Here is a 13,630-nt window from a genome sequence, read left to right on the forward strand (position 1 = left end):
TGATCAGCCTTTGGCCGTTTGGGCGGCCACGACCCTATTTTTGAGATTGGCCCCACGAGGCGAATCTGACGTTATCTATATAAAAAATTGAGGAGCACATCGATGCGCGTCATTCTGCTGGGAGCTCCCGGGGCCGGTAAAGGTACTCAGGCTAAGTTCATCACCGAGAAATTCGGCATTCCGCAAATCTCCACTGGCGACATGCTGCGTGCAGCGGTCAAGGCCGGCACCGAGCTGGGCCTGATCGCCAAGAGCGTCATGGACAGCGGTGGTCTGGTCTCCGATGACCTGATCATCAATCTGGTTAAAGAGCGCATCAGCCAGGCTGATTGCGCCAACGGTTTCCTGTTCGACGGTTTCCCGCGCACCATTCCCCAGGCTGAAGCCCTGGTGAAAGCCGGCGTCGAGCTGGACCACGTGGTCGAAATCGACGTCAAAGACGAAGACATCGTCCAGCGTATCGCCGGTCGCCGTGTGCACGAGGCTTCTGGTCGCGTGTACCACATCGTCTACAACCCGCCGAAAATTGCCGGTAAAGACGACATCACCGGTGATGAACTGGTGCAGCGCAAAGACGATACCGAAGAAACCGTGCGTCATCGTCTGTCGGTCTACCATGCTCAGACCGAGCCGCTGGTGAAGTTCTACCAGGAACTGTCCACCGCTCAGGGCAAACCGAAGTACAGCCACATCGAAGGTGTTGGCTCGGTTGAAGCGATCACCGGCAAGGTGCTTGAAGCGCTGAACTGAAAAGTCTGAAACGCTTCATCTTCTACGGCCCGCTTGCGGGCCGTAGTTGTTTATACTGGCGCACTTTTTCTGACCTCTCTTACGGAAACATCGATGAGCACCTTGCTGGCCCTGGACACCGCGACTGAAGCTTGCTCCGTTGCCTTGCTGCATGACGGCAAGGTTACGAGCCATTACGAGGTGATCCCGCGCCTGCACGCGCAAAAGCTATTGCCGATGATCCAGCAACTGCTGGCCGACGCCGGGACCACCCTGCAAGCGGTGGACGCCATTGCATTCGGGCGTGGGCCGGGGGCTTTTACCGGTGTGCGGATCGCCATCGGTGTGGTGCAAGGTTTGGCATTTGCCCTGGAACGCCCGGTATTGCCGGTATCGAACCTCGCCGTGCTGGCCCAGCGCGCCTATCGTGAACACGGTGTGAGTCAGGTCGCGGCGGCCATCGATGCGCGGATGGACGAAGTGTATTGGGGTTGCTACCGCGAAACGGCAGGTGAGATGCGCCTTGTCGGTAATGAAGCTGTGTTGCCACCGGAAGTGGCAGCGTTGCCGGCGGATGCCAGTGGCGAATGGTTTGGCGCGGGCACTGGTTGGGGGTACGCCGAGCGTATAGGCGTCAGCCTGATCGGCCAGGATGCGGGGATGTTGCCCCATGCTGAAGACCTGCTGACCCTGGCGCGGTTTGCCTGGGAGCGGGGCGAGGCGATTGTGGCGGATGAGGCGCAGCCGGTTTATCTGCGCGACAAGGTTGCGACCCCGAAAGCACGCTGATCAAAGCGACCCCATGTGGGAGCGGGCTTGCTCGCGAAGGCGTAGTGTCAGGCGACATCATTATTGACTGACACGCAGCCTTCGCGAGCAAGCCCGCTCCCACAGGACTCGCGCTAACCCCTGTAGGAGCGAGGCTTGCCCGCGAAAGCGATCTGACGGATATCGCCAATCGTCAGTTTCTAACCCCCAGCTTTAAACCTTTTTCCTTTTATGTGTTCTAGTTATCACTCGACAGTTTGCGAAGTGGCTTGTGCGCCACTAAACTGCCATCACTGATACCGAGCATGCACTTATGCGTATAGACGGCCTTTCCTCTCAGTCTTACCCCATCAAGCGAAAGCCTCGCAAAGGCAATATCGCGCTGGATGAGTCCGTCGATGACATCGACGGCGAGCTGGAAATCCCGACCGAAGAGCAATTGGCCGCCCGCGCTGCCAAAGCCTCCGCACAACGCTTGAGCAATCTCCCCGCCCGTCAGCAAGACATGATTTACCACCGCGCCATGAGCAAAAGCGTAGCGATGGCCCTGGCCAGTTACCTGAGCACCGCCGGTTTTGTCGATTGGGATGCCGATGTGCTGGGCCTCGACCTGTACATCTGATGTTGCTGCCTTACTACCTCGGTTGCCCGTCCTGGAGTGAAAACGCCTGGCGCGACTATCTCTACCCGCAAGACGCCAAGCCCGCCGAATTCCTTAATCTCTATTCCCAAGTGTTCAACGCCGTTGAAGGCAATACCACCTTCTACGCGAGCCCGGCTGCATCCACTGTGCAGCGCTGGGCTGAGACCATGCCCGAACATTTTCGCTTTACCGCCAAGTTCCCCGGCGACATCAGCCACGGCGGCGACCTGCGCGAACAACTGACCGCTGCCGAAACCTTCCTGCAATTGCTCAGTCCACTCGGCGAACGGGTGTCGCCGGTCTGGCTGCAATTGTCGAAAAGCTTCACCCCGCAGCGACTGTCAGAGCTGGCTGGTTTTATCGACGCCGTGGACCGACCATTGGCGGTCGAAGTGCGGCACAGCGAGTTTTTCGCCAAGGGCGATGCCGAGCGCATGCTCAATCGCCTGCTACTGGATCGAGGCGTCGAGCGTATCTGCCTCGATCCGCGCGCGCTGTTCAGTTGTATCTCGACCGATCCCTCGGTGCTCCACGCCCAATCGAAAAAGCCCAACGTACCCACCCGTCCGGCAGCGTTTACGCAATGTCCGCAGGTGCGTTTTATCGGCCATCCACAACTGGAGGCCAATGACCCATTCCTGGTGCCCTGGGTCGAGAAAATCGCCGGGTGGATCGAGGAGGGTCGTACGCCTTATATTTTCCTGCACACCGCCGACAACTTGCTGGCGGCGAAACTGGCGCAACGTTTCCACGCACAACTGATGCTGCGTTTGCCTGGCTTGCCGCCGCTGCCTGAGCTATACAGAGAACCCGCCGCGGAGCAACTTGGCCTGCTCTGAGGTGGATTCTTCCTCTTTTCAGGAGCCTGCCAATGGATGCGCAAACCCTTCGAGCCCAGGCGTTCAAAGCACTGCATGAACGCGCGGGGGCTTTTGTGATTCCCAACCCGTGGGACGCCGGCTCGGCGAAAATGCTCGCCAGCCTGGGTTTCGAGGCGCTGGCGACCACCAGTGCCGGTTATGCTTTTTCCAATGCTCGCCCCGATGGCGGACTGTCGCTGGACGACACCCTGGCCAACGTTCGGGCGATTGTCGCGGCGACTGATCTGCCTGTCGCTGTCGATCTGGAAAACGGTTTCGCTGATGATCCGGTCGAATGCGCCCAGAGTATTTTGCGCGCAGCAGAGGCGGGCGCTGTCGGTGGCTCGATTGAAGATGCCACCGGTCGTGAAGAGGCGCCGATCTACTGCTTCGAACATGCCGTAGCGCGTGTCGAAGCCGCCGTGAAAGCAGCTCGCAGCCTGCCATTCCCTTTTATGCTGACGGCCCGTGCCGAGAACTTTTTGCACGGTAATCCTGACCTGGCCGACACCATCCGCCGCTTGCAAGCGTTCTCCGAAGCTGGCGCCGATGTGCTTTATGCGCCGGGTCTGCGCAGTGCCGACGACGTGTTGGCGGTGGTCCGTGCCGTGGCACCGAAACCGGTCAATGTGTTGATGTCCGGCGGGCTCAAATTGACGGTCGAGCAACTGAGCGAAATGGGCGTCAAGCGCATCAGCGTCGGTTCGGCGCTGGCCCTGGCGGCGTATGGCGAGTTCTTCCGCGCGGCTGAAGAGATCAAGACGTCTGGCACCTTCAGCTTTACATCGCGCTCCATGTCGTACGCGAAGGCCAATCAGTTTTTCAAAGGCTGACGATGCGGTTTGCCAAGGGATTGCTGCTGGTGTTGTTGATGATTGGGGCGGCGGGACTGAGCGTCTGGCGCGGCTGGATTCCCGTGCCTGCGCAGTGGAATCCCTGGGCGCCGCTGGACGTCAGCGCCGCGCCCAACCTGCTGACCCGCTACAAACTGATGCGCCTGCGCGATGACCCGCAGTTATGCGATCAAGCCCTGAGCAGTTCCGGTTTGCGCGTTACGCACCAATCCGATAGCCCGGATGCTGTCTGCCCGTTGACCAACACCGTACGCGTACAAGGCGGCGAGGTGGCCCTGAGCAGCAGTTTCCTCGCCAGTTGCTCGTTGGCGGTGGCGTTCGCCCTGTTCGAACGCCACGCCCTGCAACCAGCGTCACAGGCGGTTTACGGCCAGGCCGTGACGCGGGTTGATCATCTTGGCAGTTTCGCCTGCCGCAACATGTACAACCGCGAGAACGGCGCTCGCAGCCAGCACGCCAGCGCCAATGCGTTGGATATCGCCGGTTTTCGTCTGGCGGATGGTCGAACCATCAATGTGCTCAAGGATTGGCCCAAGGATAATCAGGATGCGCGGTTTCTACGCCAGGTCCGCGACGGCGCCTGCGACATGTTTAGTGTGGTGTTGAGCCCGGACTACAACGCCGCCCATCGCAATCACTTTCATCTGGATGTGGGGCCGTGGTGGGTGTGTCGCTGAGAGATTCTGAGGGATCAGGCGGCGATGCGCAGGTTCTGCAGAACGATCGGGCGTGCCCAGCCGTTATCGAAATCGAGTTGCTTCTGTTGCTCCACCAGTTCTTCGGGCGAGAACGGCGGGAACGGTTTGTCCAGCAGATGCAGTTCAAACTCGGCAATTGGCAGGTGCAGCGGACGCGGCTGCGGTGCAGGGCCGGCTTCAGGTACTGGTTGACCAGCGGTGAGCACGATCGGGCGCACCCAGCCGCTTTCGAAGTTCTGCTGTTGCTGTTGGGCGACGATTTCTTCCGGCGGGAACGGCGGGAAAGGTTTGTCAGCCAGGTCCATTTCGAACTCGGCAATCGGCAGGAACAGCGGCTCTGGCGGTTTGACCTGGGTTTCTGTCACATCGCATTCACGCTGGGACACGATGTGCGCGTAGAGCTCGCTGCCAACGGTCGGCTCGACCGGGCTTTCCAGATCAACCGGTGGAAAGGTCCCGCACGCAGGCACCACATCACTCGACTGTTCGGCCAGGGCCTGAGCAAAAAAATCTTGCCACAGGTGACTGACGCCGCTCAGTGCTTGGGAGTTTCGCAGGCCATAATCGCCATGACGCGATATGTAGCCTACGGATGTGGTTTGAATGTCTGACATTTTTCTCGGTCGACGCTCAGCTCTGGCAAAATGCTCGATAGTTTTGTTATCGGACGTTTTCTGCCGATCATTAATTTTTTGAGCACCTTTTCCCATGATTGATCAACCCGCGGCCTGCCGCATCCATGTCGAGGCTTCGGCCCCGGCGTTTCAGCCACAGGCCGAGCAATGGGCCGAACGCCTGGGCTTGCCCCTGCAGGTGGATGACGGCGAGTTTGCCTTGCAGGTGGGCGAGCAGGGTTTGCAGCTGCAACAACTGGGGCCTGATGCGCCGGGGCCGGTGCGAGTGGACTTCGTCGAGGGTGGTGCCGCTCATCGTCGGTTGTTCGGCGGCGGCACGGGGCAGATGATCGCCAAGGCTGTCGGCATCGCCCAAGGCGTACGCCCACGGGTGCTGGATGCCACGGCGGGGCTGGGCAAGGATGCATTTGTGCTGGCCAGTCTGGGCTGTGAGATAAGCCTGATCGAACGTCAGCCGCTGATCGGCGCCTTGCTGGAAGATGGACTGGCCCGTGGCGCCGAAGATTTCGACGTGGCGCCGATCGTGGCGCGGATGCGCTTGCTCAAGGGCAATTCGATTGAAGTCATGCGCAATTGGGAAGGCGAGCCGCCGCAGGTGATCTACCTCGACCCGATGTTCCCGCACCGTGAGAAAACCGCCCTGGTGAAGAAGGAAATGCGCCTGTTCCGCCCGCTGGTGGGCGATGACCCGGATGCACCGGCCTTGCTTGAAGCGGCGCTGGCCCTGGCCAGCCACCGGGTGGTGGTCAAGCGCCCGCGCAAGGCGCCGTGCATTGACGGGCCGAAGCCGAGTCATGCGCTGGATGGCAAATCCAGTCGGTATGACATTTATCCGAAGAAGGCGCTTAAGCCCTAAGACCGAGGCGCTGCCTTCGCGGGCAAGCCTCGCTCCTACAGGTTGTGCGCTAACCCCGTTGGAGCGTGGTTTGCCCGCGAAGGCGTCCTATCAAACACCGGCAATCTCTCAGGCTGTCTCAGGCCGATAAGCCCGCATAAACAACCCCACCACTTCAAGCACATGTTCCTCGGCCGCATCCCCGGTCAATGGGTCGCCGCAGCCATACAACAACCGAAAATTCCCCGCTCCCTTGAGCAGGCAGAAGAAATGCCCGGCGGCATTGCGCGGTTTATCGATGCTCAATACGCCGGTCTGATCAATCCTGCTCAACAACCGCTCCATGCCATTCAACATGCGCTCCGGCCCGGCCTCGAAGAAGATCAGCGATAGCTTCGGGTCCTGGCTGCCCAAGCTGATCATCAAGCGATGAAGGTTCACCGATTCGTCGCTATTGACCAGTTGATGAAAGCCGCGAGCAATGTTCAACAGCACCGTTTCCACCGCAATGCCGTCCGGTAATTCAAAAAACAGCGGCGGCAATTGCTCTTCGCACTTGGCCACCACGGCAGCGGAGAACAGCGTCTCCTTGTCGTTGAAATGGCTGTAGACCGTCAACTTGGACACCCCGGCCTCGGCCGCCACGGCATCCATGCTGGTGCTGGCATAGCCATTACTCAGAAACAGAATTTTCGCCGCATCGAGGATGGCTTGGCGCTTGGCCAGATCCTTGGGGCGGCCCGGACCATTGGATGCTGAAAGATTGTTCGACATTATTCGCTTTTAATACTGGACTGGTGAGTTTGCTATTAATAACATACTGGCCAGTATAATTATTCCAAGCACCATTAGCGAAAGGTCCTTCACCATGTTCCGCTATGCCTTGCCCCTCGCGTTGCCAGTCAGCCTGGCTTTTTTATTGTCGGCGTGCGGTCACGAAGAGGCGCCGCAAGTCAGCGTGCGCCCGGCCATGGTGGTGCAGCCAGAGCCTTCGGCCCAGGCGATGGAAAGCTATCCCGGCGAAGTCCGCGCCCGTTATGAGCCGGATCTGGCGTTCCGCATTGGCGGTAAAGTCAGCCGACGACTGGTCGAGGAAGGCCAGCGGGTCAAGGCCGATCAACCCTTGGCCGAGCTCGATCCCCAGGATGTGCGCCTGCAACTGGAGGCTACCCGCGCTCAAGTCACCGCTGCCGAAGCCAATCTGAACCTGGTTCGCGCCGAGCGGGATCGCTACAAGACGCTGATGGACCGTCAGATGGTGAGCAAGTCTGCGTACGACAATTCCGAAAACCTTTACCGATCCGGTGAAGCGCGCCTCAAACAAATCAAAGCCGAATTCAATGTCTCGACCAATCAGGCGAGCTACGCGGTGCTGCGTGCGCCTCAGGATGGCGTGGTCGCCAAGCGCGCGGTGGAAGTCGGCCAAGTGGTGGCTGCCGGGCAAACTGTGTTTACCCTCGCCACCGATGGCGAGCGCGAAGTGTTGATCAGCCTGCCGGAGCAAAGCTTCGGTCGTTTCAAGGTCGATCAACCGGTGTCGGTGGAACTCTGGACCCAGCCTGATCAACGTTTTGCCGGGCGCATTCGCGAACTTTCGCCCGCCGCCGATCCCAAATCCCGGACCTTCGCGGCGCGTATTGCCTTCACTTCCGGCAAAGTCCCTGCCGAACTCGGCCAGAGTGCCCGGGTGTTTATCCAGTCCGCCGCCGTAGTATCGCTGGCCGTGCCGCTCTCGGCGGTTACCGCCGAAAACGGTGCCACTTATGTGTGGGTGGTCGGCGCCAACAACACGTTGAAGAAAGTCCCGGTCCGGGTCGGTGCCTTCGGTGAGAAAACCGTGCCGGTACTCGAAGGGTTGAACGCCAGCGACTGGGTGGTGGCCGCCGGCGTTCATGTGCTTCATGACGGGCAGCAAGTGCGCCCGGTGGATCGCTCCAACCGCGTGGTCAATCTGGCGGACAAGGAGTAATCCCCGATGGGTTTCAATCTTTCCGAATGGGCGCTGCGCAATCGCCAGATCGTACTGTTCCTGATGCTCTTGCTGGCAATCGTCGGCGCGCTTTCCTACACCAAACTCGGCCAAAGCGAAGACCCGCCGTTCACCTTCAAGGCCATGGTGATTCGCACCAACTGGCCGGGGGCCACGGCCCAGGAAGTCTCGCGCCAGGTCACCGAGCGCATTGAAAAGAAGCTGATGGAAACCGGCGAGTACGAGCGCATCGTCTCGTTCTCCCGTCCGGGGGAATCCCAAGTGACATTCATGGCTCGGGATTCGATGCACTCGGCGCAGATCCCGGAGCTCTGGTATCAGGTTCGCAAGAAGATCAGCGATATCCGCCAGACCCTGCCGCCGGGCATTCAAGGGCCGTTTTTCAACGATGAATTCGGCACGACGTTCGGCAATATCTACGCGCTGACTGGCGACGGCTTTGACTACGCGGTGCTCAAGGATTACGCCGACCGCATCCAGATTCAGTTGCAGCGGGTCAAGGACGTGGGCAAGGTCGATCTGCTCGGTCTGCAGGACGAGAAGATCTGGATCGAACTGTCCAACGTCAAGCTCGCCACCCTCGGCTTGCCGCTGGCCGCCGTGCAGCAGGCGCTTGAAGAGCAGAACGCAGTGTCCACTGCCGGATTCTTCGAAACCAGCAGCGAGCGATTGCAGCTACGGGTCTCGGGGAATTTTCAGACGGTCGATCAGATCAAGGCCTTCCCGATCCGGGTCGGTGATCGTACGTTCCGCATCGCAGATGTGGCGGACGTGCGTCGCGGTTTCAACGATCCACCGGCGCCCCGCATGCGCTTCATGGCTGAAGACGCCATCGGTCTGGCCGTAGCGATGAAGGACGGCGGTGACATTCTGGTGCTTGGCAAGGCCCTGGAAGTCGAGTTCGACCGCATCCAGAAAAACCTCCCCGCCGGCATGCAACTGCGCAAGGTTTCGGACCAGCCTGCTGCGGTGAAAACCGGTGTCGGTGAATTCGTCCAGGTGCTGGTGGAAGCCCTTGCGATTGTGTTGCTGGTGAGCTTTTTCTCCCTCGGCGTACGCACCGGCATGGTGGTGGCGCTGGCCATTCCGCTGGTGTTGGCGATGACGTTCGCCTGCATGTATTACTTGGGAATTGGCCTGCACAAGATTTCCCTCGGCGCACTGGTTCTGGCCTTGGGCTTGCTGGTGGACGACGCGATCATCGCCGTGGAAATGATGGCGATCAAAATGGAGCAGGGTTTCGATCGGATCAAAGCCGCGAGTTTCGCCTGGACCAGCACCGCGTTCCCGATGCTCACCGGCACGCTGATCACCGCAGCCGGTTTCCTGCCGATTGCCACCGCGCAATCGGGCACGGGTGAATACACCCGTTCGATCTTCCAGGTGGTGACTATCGCACTGCTGGCCTCGTGGATTGCCGCCGTGGTGTTTGTGCCGTACCTGGGGGAAAAACTCCTACCGGACCTGGCGAAGATTCACGCCGCCAAACACGGCACTACTGGCGGTCAGCCCGACCCCTACGGCACGCCGTTCTATCAACGCGTTCGGCGCTTGGTCGAATGGTGCGTGCGCTGGCGCAAGACCGTGATCGTATTGACCGTTGTGTTGTTCATTGGCTCCATCTTCCTGTTCCGCTTCGTGCCGCAGCAATTCTTCCCGGCCTCGGGCCGTCTGGAATTGATGGTCGATCTGAAACTGGCCGAAGGCGCGTCCTTGAGCAACACCACCGACGAGGTTAAACGCCTTGAAGGTCTGCTGAAGGACCACGCCGGCATCGATAACTATGTGGCTTACGTCGGCACCGGCTCGCCGCGCTTTTACCTACCGCTGGATCAGCAACTTCCTGCCGCGAGCTTCGCCCAGTTTGTCGTCCTGGCCAAGACCATCGAGGAGCGCGAAACCCTGCGCACCTGGCTGATCGAAACCCTCAACGAACAATTTCCGGCCCTGCGCTCGCGGGTTACGCGTTTGGAAAACGGCCCGCCGGTTGGCTACCCGGTGCAGTTCCGCGTGACCGGTGAACACATCGAAGAAGTCCGGGCTCTGGCGCGAAAAGTCGCGGAGAAAGTTCGCGAGAATCCCCACGTGGTCAACGTCCATCTGGACTGGGAAGAACCGAGCAAAGTCGTGTACCTGAACGTTGATCAGGACCGCGCCCGCGCGCTCGGCGTGAGCACCGCCAACCTCTCGAAGTTTTTGCAAAGCTCCCTGACCGGTTCCAGCGTCAGTCAGTATCGCGAAGACAACGAGTTGATCGAAATCCTGCTGCGCGGCACCGTGCATGAACGCACCGAACTGTCGCTGCTGCCGAGCCTGGCGGTGCCCACCGACAACGGCAAAAGCGTCGCGCTGTCGCAGATTGCGACCCTGGAATATGGCTTCGAAGAAGGCATCATCTGGCACCGCAATCGCCTGCCCAACGTGACGATTCGCGCCGACATCTACGGCAAGGAGCAGCCGGCGACCCTGGTGCAGCAGATCATGCCGACCCTCGACCCGATTCGCGCCGAACTGCCGGACGGCTACTTGCTGGAAGTCGGCGGCACCGTGGAGGATTCGGCTCGCGGACAGAACTCGGTGAAGGCCGGCGTGCCGCTGTTCATCGTCGTGGTGCTGACGTTGCTGATGCTGCAACTGCGCAGTTTCTCACGCACGGCGATGGTATTCCTGACAGCGCCATTGGGCTTGATCGGCGTGACCCTGTTCCTGATGGTGTTCCGCCAGCCGTTCGGCTTTGTCGCCATGCTCGGGACCATCGCCTTGTCCGGGATGATCATGCGCAACTCGGTGATCCTGGTGGACCAGATCGAGCAAGACATCGCCGCCGGCCTCAAGCCGTGGCAAGCGATTATCGAAGCCACGGTGCGCCGATTCCGGCCAATCGTGTTGACGGCACTCGCCGCCGTGCTGGCGATGATCCCGCTGTCGCGCAGCGTGTTCTTCGGGCCGATGGCGGTGGCGATCATGGGCGGATTGATCGTGGCGACGGCGTTGACGTTGCTGTTCCTGCCGGCGCTGTATGCGGCGTGGTTCCGGATCAAAAAAGACCCAGCGTGAACCGGGCGGCCGTCGGGCCACCTACTTTTGTGGGAGCGGGCTTGCTCGCGAATGCGGTGTACCAGTCGATATCAACGTTGACTGATACACCGCTTTCGCGAGCAAGCCCGCTCCCACATTAGATTTCCTACAAATATTTCAGAATGCTCTGATATTGAGTCGCAGAGGGCTGAATGCTGTACTCCAGACTCGGTTTTGATGAGTTCTTGAGGCAGTCGTAATGAAAAAGCCCCCTGCGCTGAGAGGCAGGTCCGACCCTGTGTTTGACCTGCTGGCGCAATCGCCGCACAAAGAACGCCTTTCGGATTACCTCGTACTGCTAAAGCCTCTGGACGGTCAGGGCCGTTACCTTCCATTTGATGACTTGCGCCATCGCTGGGCGCCGGGCCTGGATCCCCGTCTCTGTTGGGCACTGGTCAAAAAGGCCCGCACCGCCCAATACGCAAACCTGCTGCCATTGGGTGAGCCGATCCAATGGAGCAATTTCGTGCTGACACCGGTCGCACAAATCGCGATATCTACCGTCGACCGACAGGCGACGACTGCAGCGTTGGCGTACATGAGTAGCCAGATTGGTGAGCACGCGCATTTCAGCTATCTGCTCAATGACCTGATCGAAGACGAAGCCATCAGCAGCAGCCAACTGGAAGGCGCTGCCACCACCACGCGGGTGGCCAAGGACATGCTCAAGCGCAAGCGCCTGCCGCGCACGCCGGATGAGCGAATGGTCATCGGCAATTACAAGATGATGAATTTCGCCTGGGAAATGCGTGACCGGCCCTTGAGCGTCGAATTGATCGCCGCGATCCATTGCGTGGGCGTCGAAGGCATCGACGACGCGCAATACAGTCCCGGAACTTTCAGGGTCAAAGATGATGTGGTGGTGCAGGACGGCGAGGGCAACACCGTTCACACACCGCCTCCCGCAGTGGGGCTGGCGTTGCGCTTGGATGCGTTGACGAAGTGGATCAACCAAGCCCACAACGACCCCTTCCACGGGGATTATGTTCATCCCTTGATCAAAGCCATCGCGCTACATTTTGCCCTGGGCTACGAGCATCCGTTTCGCGACGGCAACGGCCGCGTCGCCCGAGCGCTGTTTTACTGGTTCATGTTCAAAAATGATTTTTCGGCCTTTCGCTACATCGCCATCAGCACACTGCTGCGCAACGCACCGGTGAAATATGGACGCTCGTATCTGCACACCGAAGCCGATGACCTGGACTTGACTTACTTCATCGATTTCCAGTGTTCGGTCGTTTTGAGGGCGGTGACTGGCTTTACCGAGGTCTACCGCAAAAGCCTGACTTACTGTAGGAGCGAGCCTGCTCGCGAAGGCAGTGTACCAGTCGATATCAACGTTGACTGATACACCGCTTTCGCGAGCAAGCCCGCTCCCACAGGGTTTTATGTTTGAGCTTAGAGCGTGCCGAAGACTTTCTTCGCGAGGCTGGTCGCCGCAGCCGCCGGGTTTTGGCGGATGGTTTCTTCTTGCTTGCCGATCATCTCGAACAAACCGTTCAATGCCTGCTCAGTCACGTAGCTTTCGATGTTGGCGCTTTTCGCGTCCACCACACCCAGTGTCGCAGCTTGGCCGGCGAACGAGTTGTATTGTTTGGCCAAACCGACCTGGTCGGTGGCTTGTTTTACGATTGGCAGGAACTTGGCGCGGATCTGTTCGCGGCTGGATTTATCCAGGTACTGAGTGGCCGAGTCTTTGCCACCGCTGAGGATGCCCTTGGCGTCGGACACGCTCATTTTTTTCACGGCATCGACGAGGATCGGCTGGGCCTGGGTCACGGCGGTTTCAGCCGCTTTGTTCATGCTGGTTTCCAGCTGATCGACTTGGTCGCCCATCCCGAACTGCTTCATCTTTTTCGCGACTTTGCCCAGTTTGCCCGGCAGTTCGATCTTCACGTCCGGGTTGTTGCTGAAGCCGCCCGGCGTGCCGAGTTGTTTAACGGCCAGTTGTGCACCTTGGGTCAGGGCGTCCTTGAGGCCGCCGGTGGCGTCGTTTTGCGACAGGTCGCTGAGCGACAGGGCCATGGCACTGGCAGAAATCATCAAACCTGCGCACAGGCCGGCGAAGCGAAGGGTAGGGCGGAACATGGCGGCTTCCTTGTACGAATAAGGGAAATTAACGGACGGCGTCGACGCGGACTTTCAGCGGCTGCGGATCGTTGCCATCGAGTTGCACTGCATGGTTTTCGGTGGTGATGAACATCAGTTCACCGTTCACTTCAATGCGTGCGCTGACCGAATAGCGATGGCCGGGTTTGACCTGTGCCGGATCGTAGCTCAGATGGAATGGCAACGGCACTTGGCCTTTGACCGGGCCTTTCTGTTCGTCGAGGACGACGGCTGGCGCGTCGGCCAGGGATATGTCCTGCAGGCTGACGCTCAAGATTGCGCTCGGCGGCAGAGCGATGCGTTGCAGGTAGAACACTTCGCCGTCGAGGCTGGTTTTGGCTGAAGGGTGCATGGATTGGCAGGCTCCCAGCAATGCGGTCAGGGCTAGTAGAGAGAGTTTTTTCATCGCAGATCTCCAGTCAATGTGGGAG

14 protein-coding genes are annotated in these 13,630 nt (G+C 59.6%); 10 read left to right on the forward strand and 4 right to left on the reverse strand.

Features of this window, described 5'->3' with window-relative positions; all coding sequences use genetic code 11:
* Positions 1-102 precede the first annotated feature (102 nt).
* The 6 genes from adk to ACWIKB_RS07360 all read left to right on the forward strand — a co-directional run bounded on the left by adk (position 103) and on the right by ACWIKB_RS07360 (position 4,531).
* Complete coding sequence (gene adk / locus ACWIKB_RS07335) at positions 103-750, forward strand: adenylate kinase (RefSeq protein ID WP_054047246.1); 648 nt, start codon at positions 103-105, stop codon at positions 748-750.
* Positions 751-843: 93 nt separating this feature from the next.
* A complete protein-coding gene (tsaB, locus tag ACWIKB_RS07340; RefSeq protein WP_475266000.1) occupies positions 844-1,518 on the forward strand; it encodes a tRNA (adenosine(37)-N6)-threonylcarbamoyltransferase complex dimerization subunit type 1 TsaB in 675 nt (224 codons plus the stop codon).
* 292 nt (positions 1,519-1,810) lie between these two features.
* Positions 1,811-2,119, forward strand: coding sequence for a hypothetical protein (locus ACWIKB_RS07345; RefSeq protein ID WP_123597044.1), 309 nt, complete (start codon positions 1,811-1,813; stop codon positions 2,117-2,119).
* Complete coding sequence (locus ACWIKB_RS07350; RefSeq protein ID WP_475266001.1) at positions 2,119-2,979, forward strand: DUF72 domain-containing protein; 861 nt, start codon at positions 2,119-2,121, stop codon at positions 2,977-2,979. Before ACWIKB_RS07345 ends, ACWIKB_RS07350 begins: the two co-directional genes overlap by 1 nt.
* 32 nt (positions 2,980-3,011) lie before the next feature.
* Positions 3,012-3,833, forward strand: coding sequence for an isocitrate lyase/PEP mutase family protein (locus tag ACWIKB_RS07355; protein WP_475266002.1), 822 nt, complete (start codon positions 3,012-3,014; stop codon positions 3,831-3,833).
* Positions 3,834-3,835: 2 nt separating this feature from the next.
* Positions 3,836-4,531 (forward strand): extensin-like domain-containing protein, encoded by a 696-nt coding sequence (locus ACWIKB_RS07360; protein ID WP_475266003.1) that lies wholly within the window; start codon positions 3,836-3,838, stop codon positions 4,529-4,531.
* 14 nt (positions 4,532-4,545) lie between these two features.
* Here the strand turns inward: ACWIKB_RS07360 and ACWIKB_RS07365 are convergent, their stop codons facing one another.
* The gene (locus ACWIKB_RS07365; protein ID WP_475266004.1) at positions 4,546-5,166 is read right to left on the reverse strand and encodes an energy transducer TonB; all 621 of its coding nucleotides are present in this window, start codon (positions 5,164-5,166) and stop codon (positions 4,546-4,548) included.
* 94 nt (positions 5,167-5,260) lie between these two features.
* Between ACWIKB_RS07365 and ACWIKB_RS07370 the strand changes: the two genes are divergently transcribed.
* On the forward strand, positions 5,261-6,043 hold the full coding sequence (locus tag ACWIKB_RS07370; RefSeq protein ID WP_475266005.1) for a class I SAM-dependent methyltransferase: 783 nt from the start codon (positions 5,261-5,263) through the stop codon (positions 6,041-6,043).
* A 108-nt stretch (positions 6,044-6,151) separates the two neighbouring features.
* Here ACWIKB_RS07370 and ACWIKB_RS07375 read toward each other — a convergent pair whose 3' ends face one another.
* Positions 6,152-6,796 carry a TetR/AcrR family transcriptional regulator gene (locus ACWIKB_RS07375; RefSeq protein WP_475266006.1) on the reverse strand — a complete coding sequence of 215 codons (645 nt, stop codon included), beginning with the start codon at positions 6,794-6,796 and terminating at the stop codon, positions 6,152-6,154.
* A 94-nt stretch (positions 6,797-6,890) separates the two neighbouring features.
* Between ACWIKB_RS07375 and ACWIKB_RS07380 the strand changes: the two genes are divergently transcribed.
* The 3 genes from ACWIKB_RS07380 (at position 6,891) to ACWIKB_RS07390 (ending at position 12,438) form a co-directional block, all read left to right on the forward strand.
* On the forward strand, positions 6,891-7,991 hold the full coding sequence (locus tag ACWIKB_RS07380; RefSeq protein ID WP_475266007.1) for an efflux RND transporter periplasmic adaptor subunit: 1,101 nt from the start codon (positions 6,891-6,893) through the stop codon (positions 7,989-7,991).
* Between the two features lie 6 nt (positions 7,992-7,997).
* Entirely contained in the window at positions 7,998-11,069 is a 3,072-nt protein-coding gene (locus tag ACWIKB_RS07385; RefSeq protein WP_475266008.1) for an efflux RND transporter permease subunit, read from the forward strand.
* 220 nt (positions 11,070-11,289) lie between these two features.
* Positions 11,290-12,438, forward strand: coding sequence for a Fic family protein (locus ACWIKB_RS07390; protein WP_475266009.1), 1,149 nt, complete (start codon positions 11,290-11,292; stop codon positions 12,436-12,438).
* A 50-nt stretch (positions 12,439-12,488) separates the two neighbouring features.
* Here ACWIKB_RS07390 and ACWIKB_RS07395 read toward each other — a convergent pair whose 3' ends face one another.
* Together ACWIKB_RS07395 and ACWIKB_RS07400 are read right to left on the reverse strand one after the other, a co-directional pair.
* Positions 12,489-13,178: a DUF4197 domain-containing protein gene (locus ACWIKB_RS07395; RefSeq protein WP_475266010.1), complete on the reverse strand. Its 690-nt coding sequence runs from the start codon at positions 13,176-13,178 to the stop codon at positions 12,489-12,491.
* A gap of 28 nt (positions 13,179-13,206) precedes the next feature.
* Complete coding sequence (locus tag ACWIKB_RS07400; RefSeq protein WP_475266011.1) at positions 13,207-13,605, reverse strand: YbaY family lipoprotein; 399 nt, start codon at positions 13,603-13,605, stop codon at positions 13,207-13,209.
* Positions 13,606-13,630: the final 25 nt, after the last annotated feature.

It is taken from the genome of Pseudomonas sp. 5Vm1k (assembly GCF_056161485.1).

Bases quoted from the DNA above. Each gene is read 5' to 3' on its own strand.
- adk (WP_054047246.1), top strand. From the start codon at position 103: ATGCGCGTCATTCTGCTGGGAGCTCCCGGGGCCGGTAAAGGTACTCAG.
- tsaB (WP_475266000.1), top strand. From the start codon at position 844: ATGAGCACCTTGCTGGCCCTGGACACCGCGACTGAAGCTTGCTCCGTT.
- ACWIKB_RS07345 (WP_123597044.1), top strand. From the start codon at position 1,811: ATGCGTATAGACGGCCTTTCCTCTCAGTCTTACCCCATCAAGCGAAAG.
- ACWIKB_RS07350 (WP_475266001.1), top strand. From the start codon at position 2,119: ATGTTGCTGCCTTACTACCTCGGTTGCCCGTCCTGGAGTGAAAACGCC.
- ACWIKB_RS07355 (WP_475266002.1), top strand. From the start codon at position 3,012: ATGGATGCGCAAACCCTTCGAGCCCAGGCGTTCAAAGCACTGCATGAA.
- ACWIKB_RS07360 (WP_475266003.1), top strand. From the start codon at position 3,836: ATGCGGTTTGCCAAGGGATTGCTGCTGGTGTTGTTGATGATTGGGGCG.
- ACWIKB_RS07365 (WP_475266004.1), bottom strand. From the start codon at position 5,166: ATGTCAGACATTCAAACCACATCCGTAGGCTACATATCGCGTCATGGC.
- ACWIKB_RS07370 (WP_475266005.1), top strand. From the start codon at position 5,261: ATGATTGATCAACCCGCGGCCTGCCGCATCCATGTCGAGGCTTCGGCC.
- ACWIKB_RS07375 (WP_475266006.1), bottom strand. From the start codon at position 6,796: ATGTCGAACAATCTTTCAGCATCCAATGGTCCGGGCCGCCCCAAGGAT.
- ACWIKB_RS07380 (WP_475266007.1), top strand. From the start codon at position 6,891: ATGTTCCGCTATGCCTTGCCCCTCGCGTTGCCAGTCAGCCTGGCTTTT.
- ACWIKB_RS07385 (WP_475266008.1), top strand. From the start codon at position 7,998: ATGGGTTTCAATCTTTCCGAATGGGCGCTGCGCAATCGCCAGATCGTA.
- ACWIKB_RS07390 (WP_475266009.1), top strand. From the start codon at position 11,290: ATGAAAAAGCCCCCTGCGCTGAGAGGCAGGTCCGACCCTGTGTTTGAC.
- ACWIKB_RS07395 (WP_475266010.1), bottom strand. From the start codon at position 13,178: ATGTTCCGCCCTACCCTTCGCTTCGCCGGCCTGTGCGCAGGTTTGATG.
- ACWIKB_RS07400 (WP_475266011.1), bottom strand. From the start codon at position 13,605: ATGAAAAAACTCTCTCTACTAGCCCTGACCGCATTGCTGGGAGCCTGC.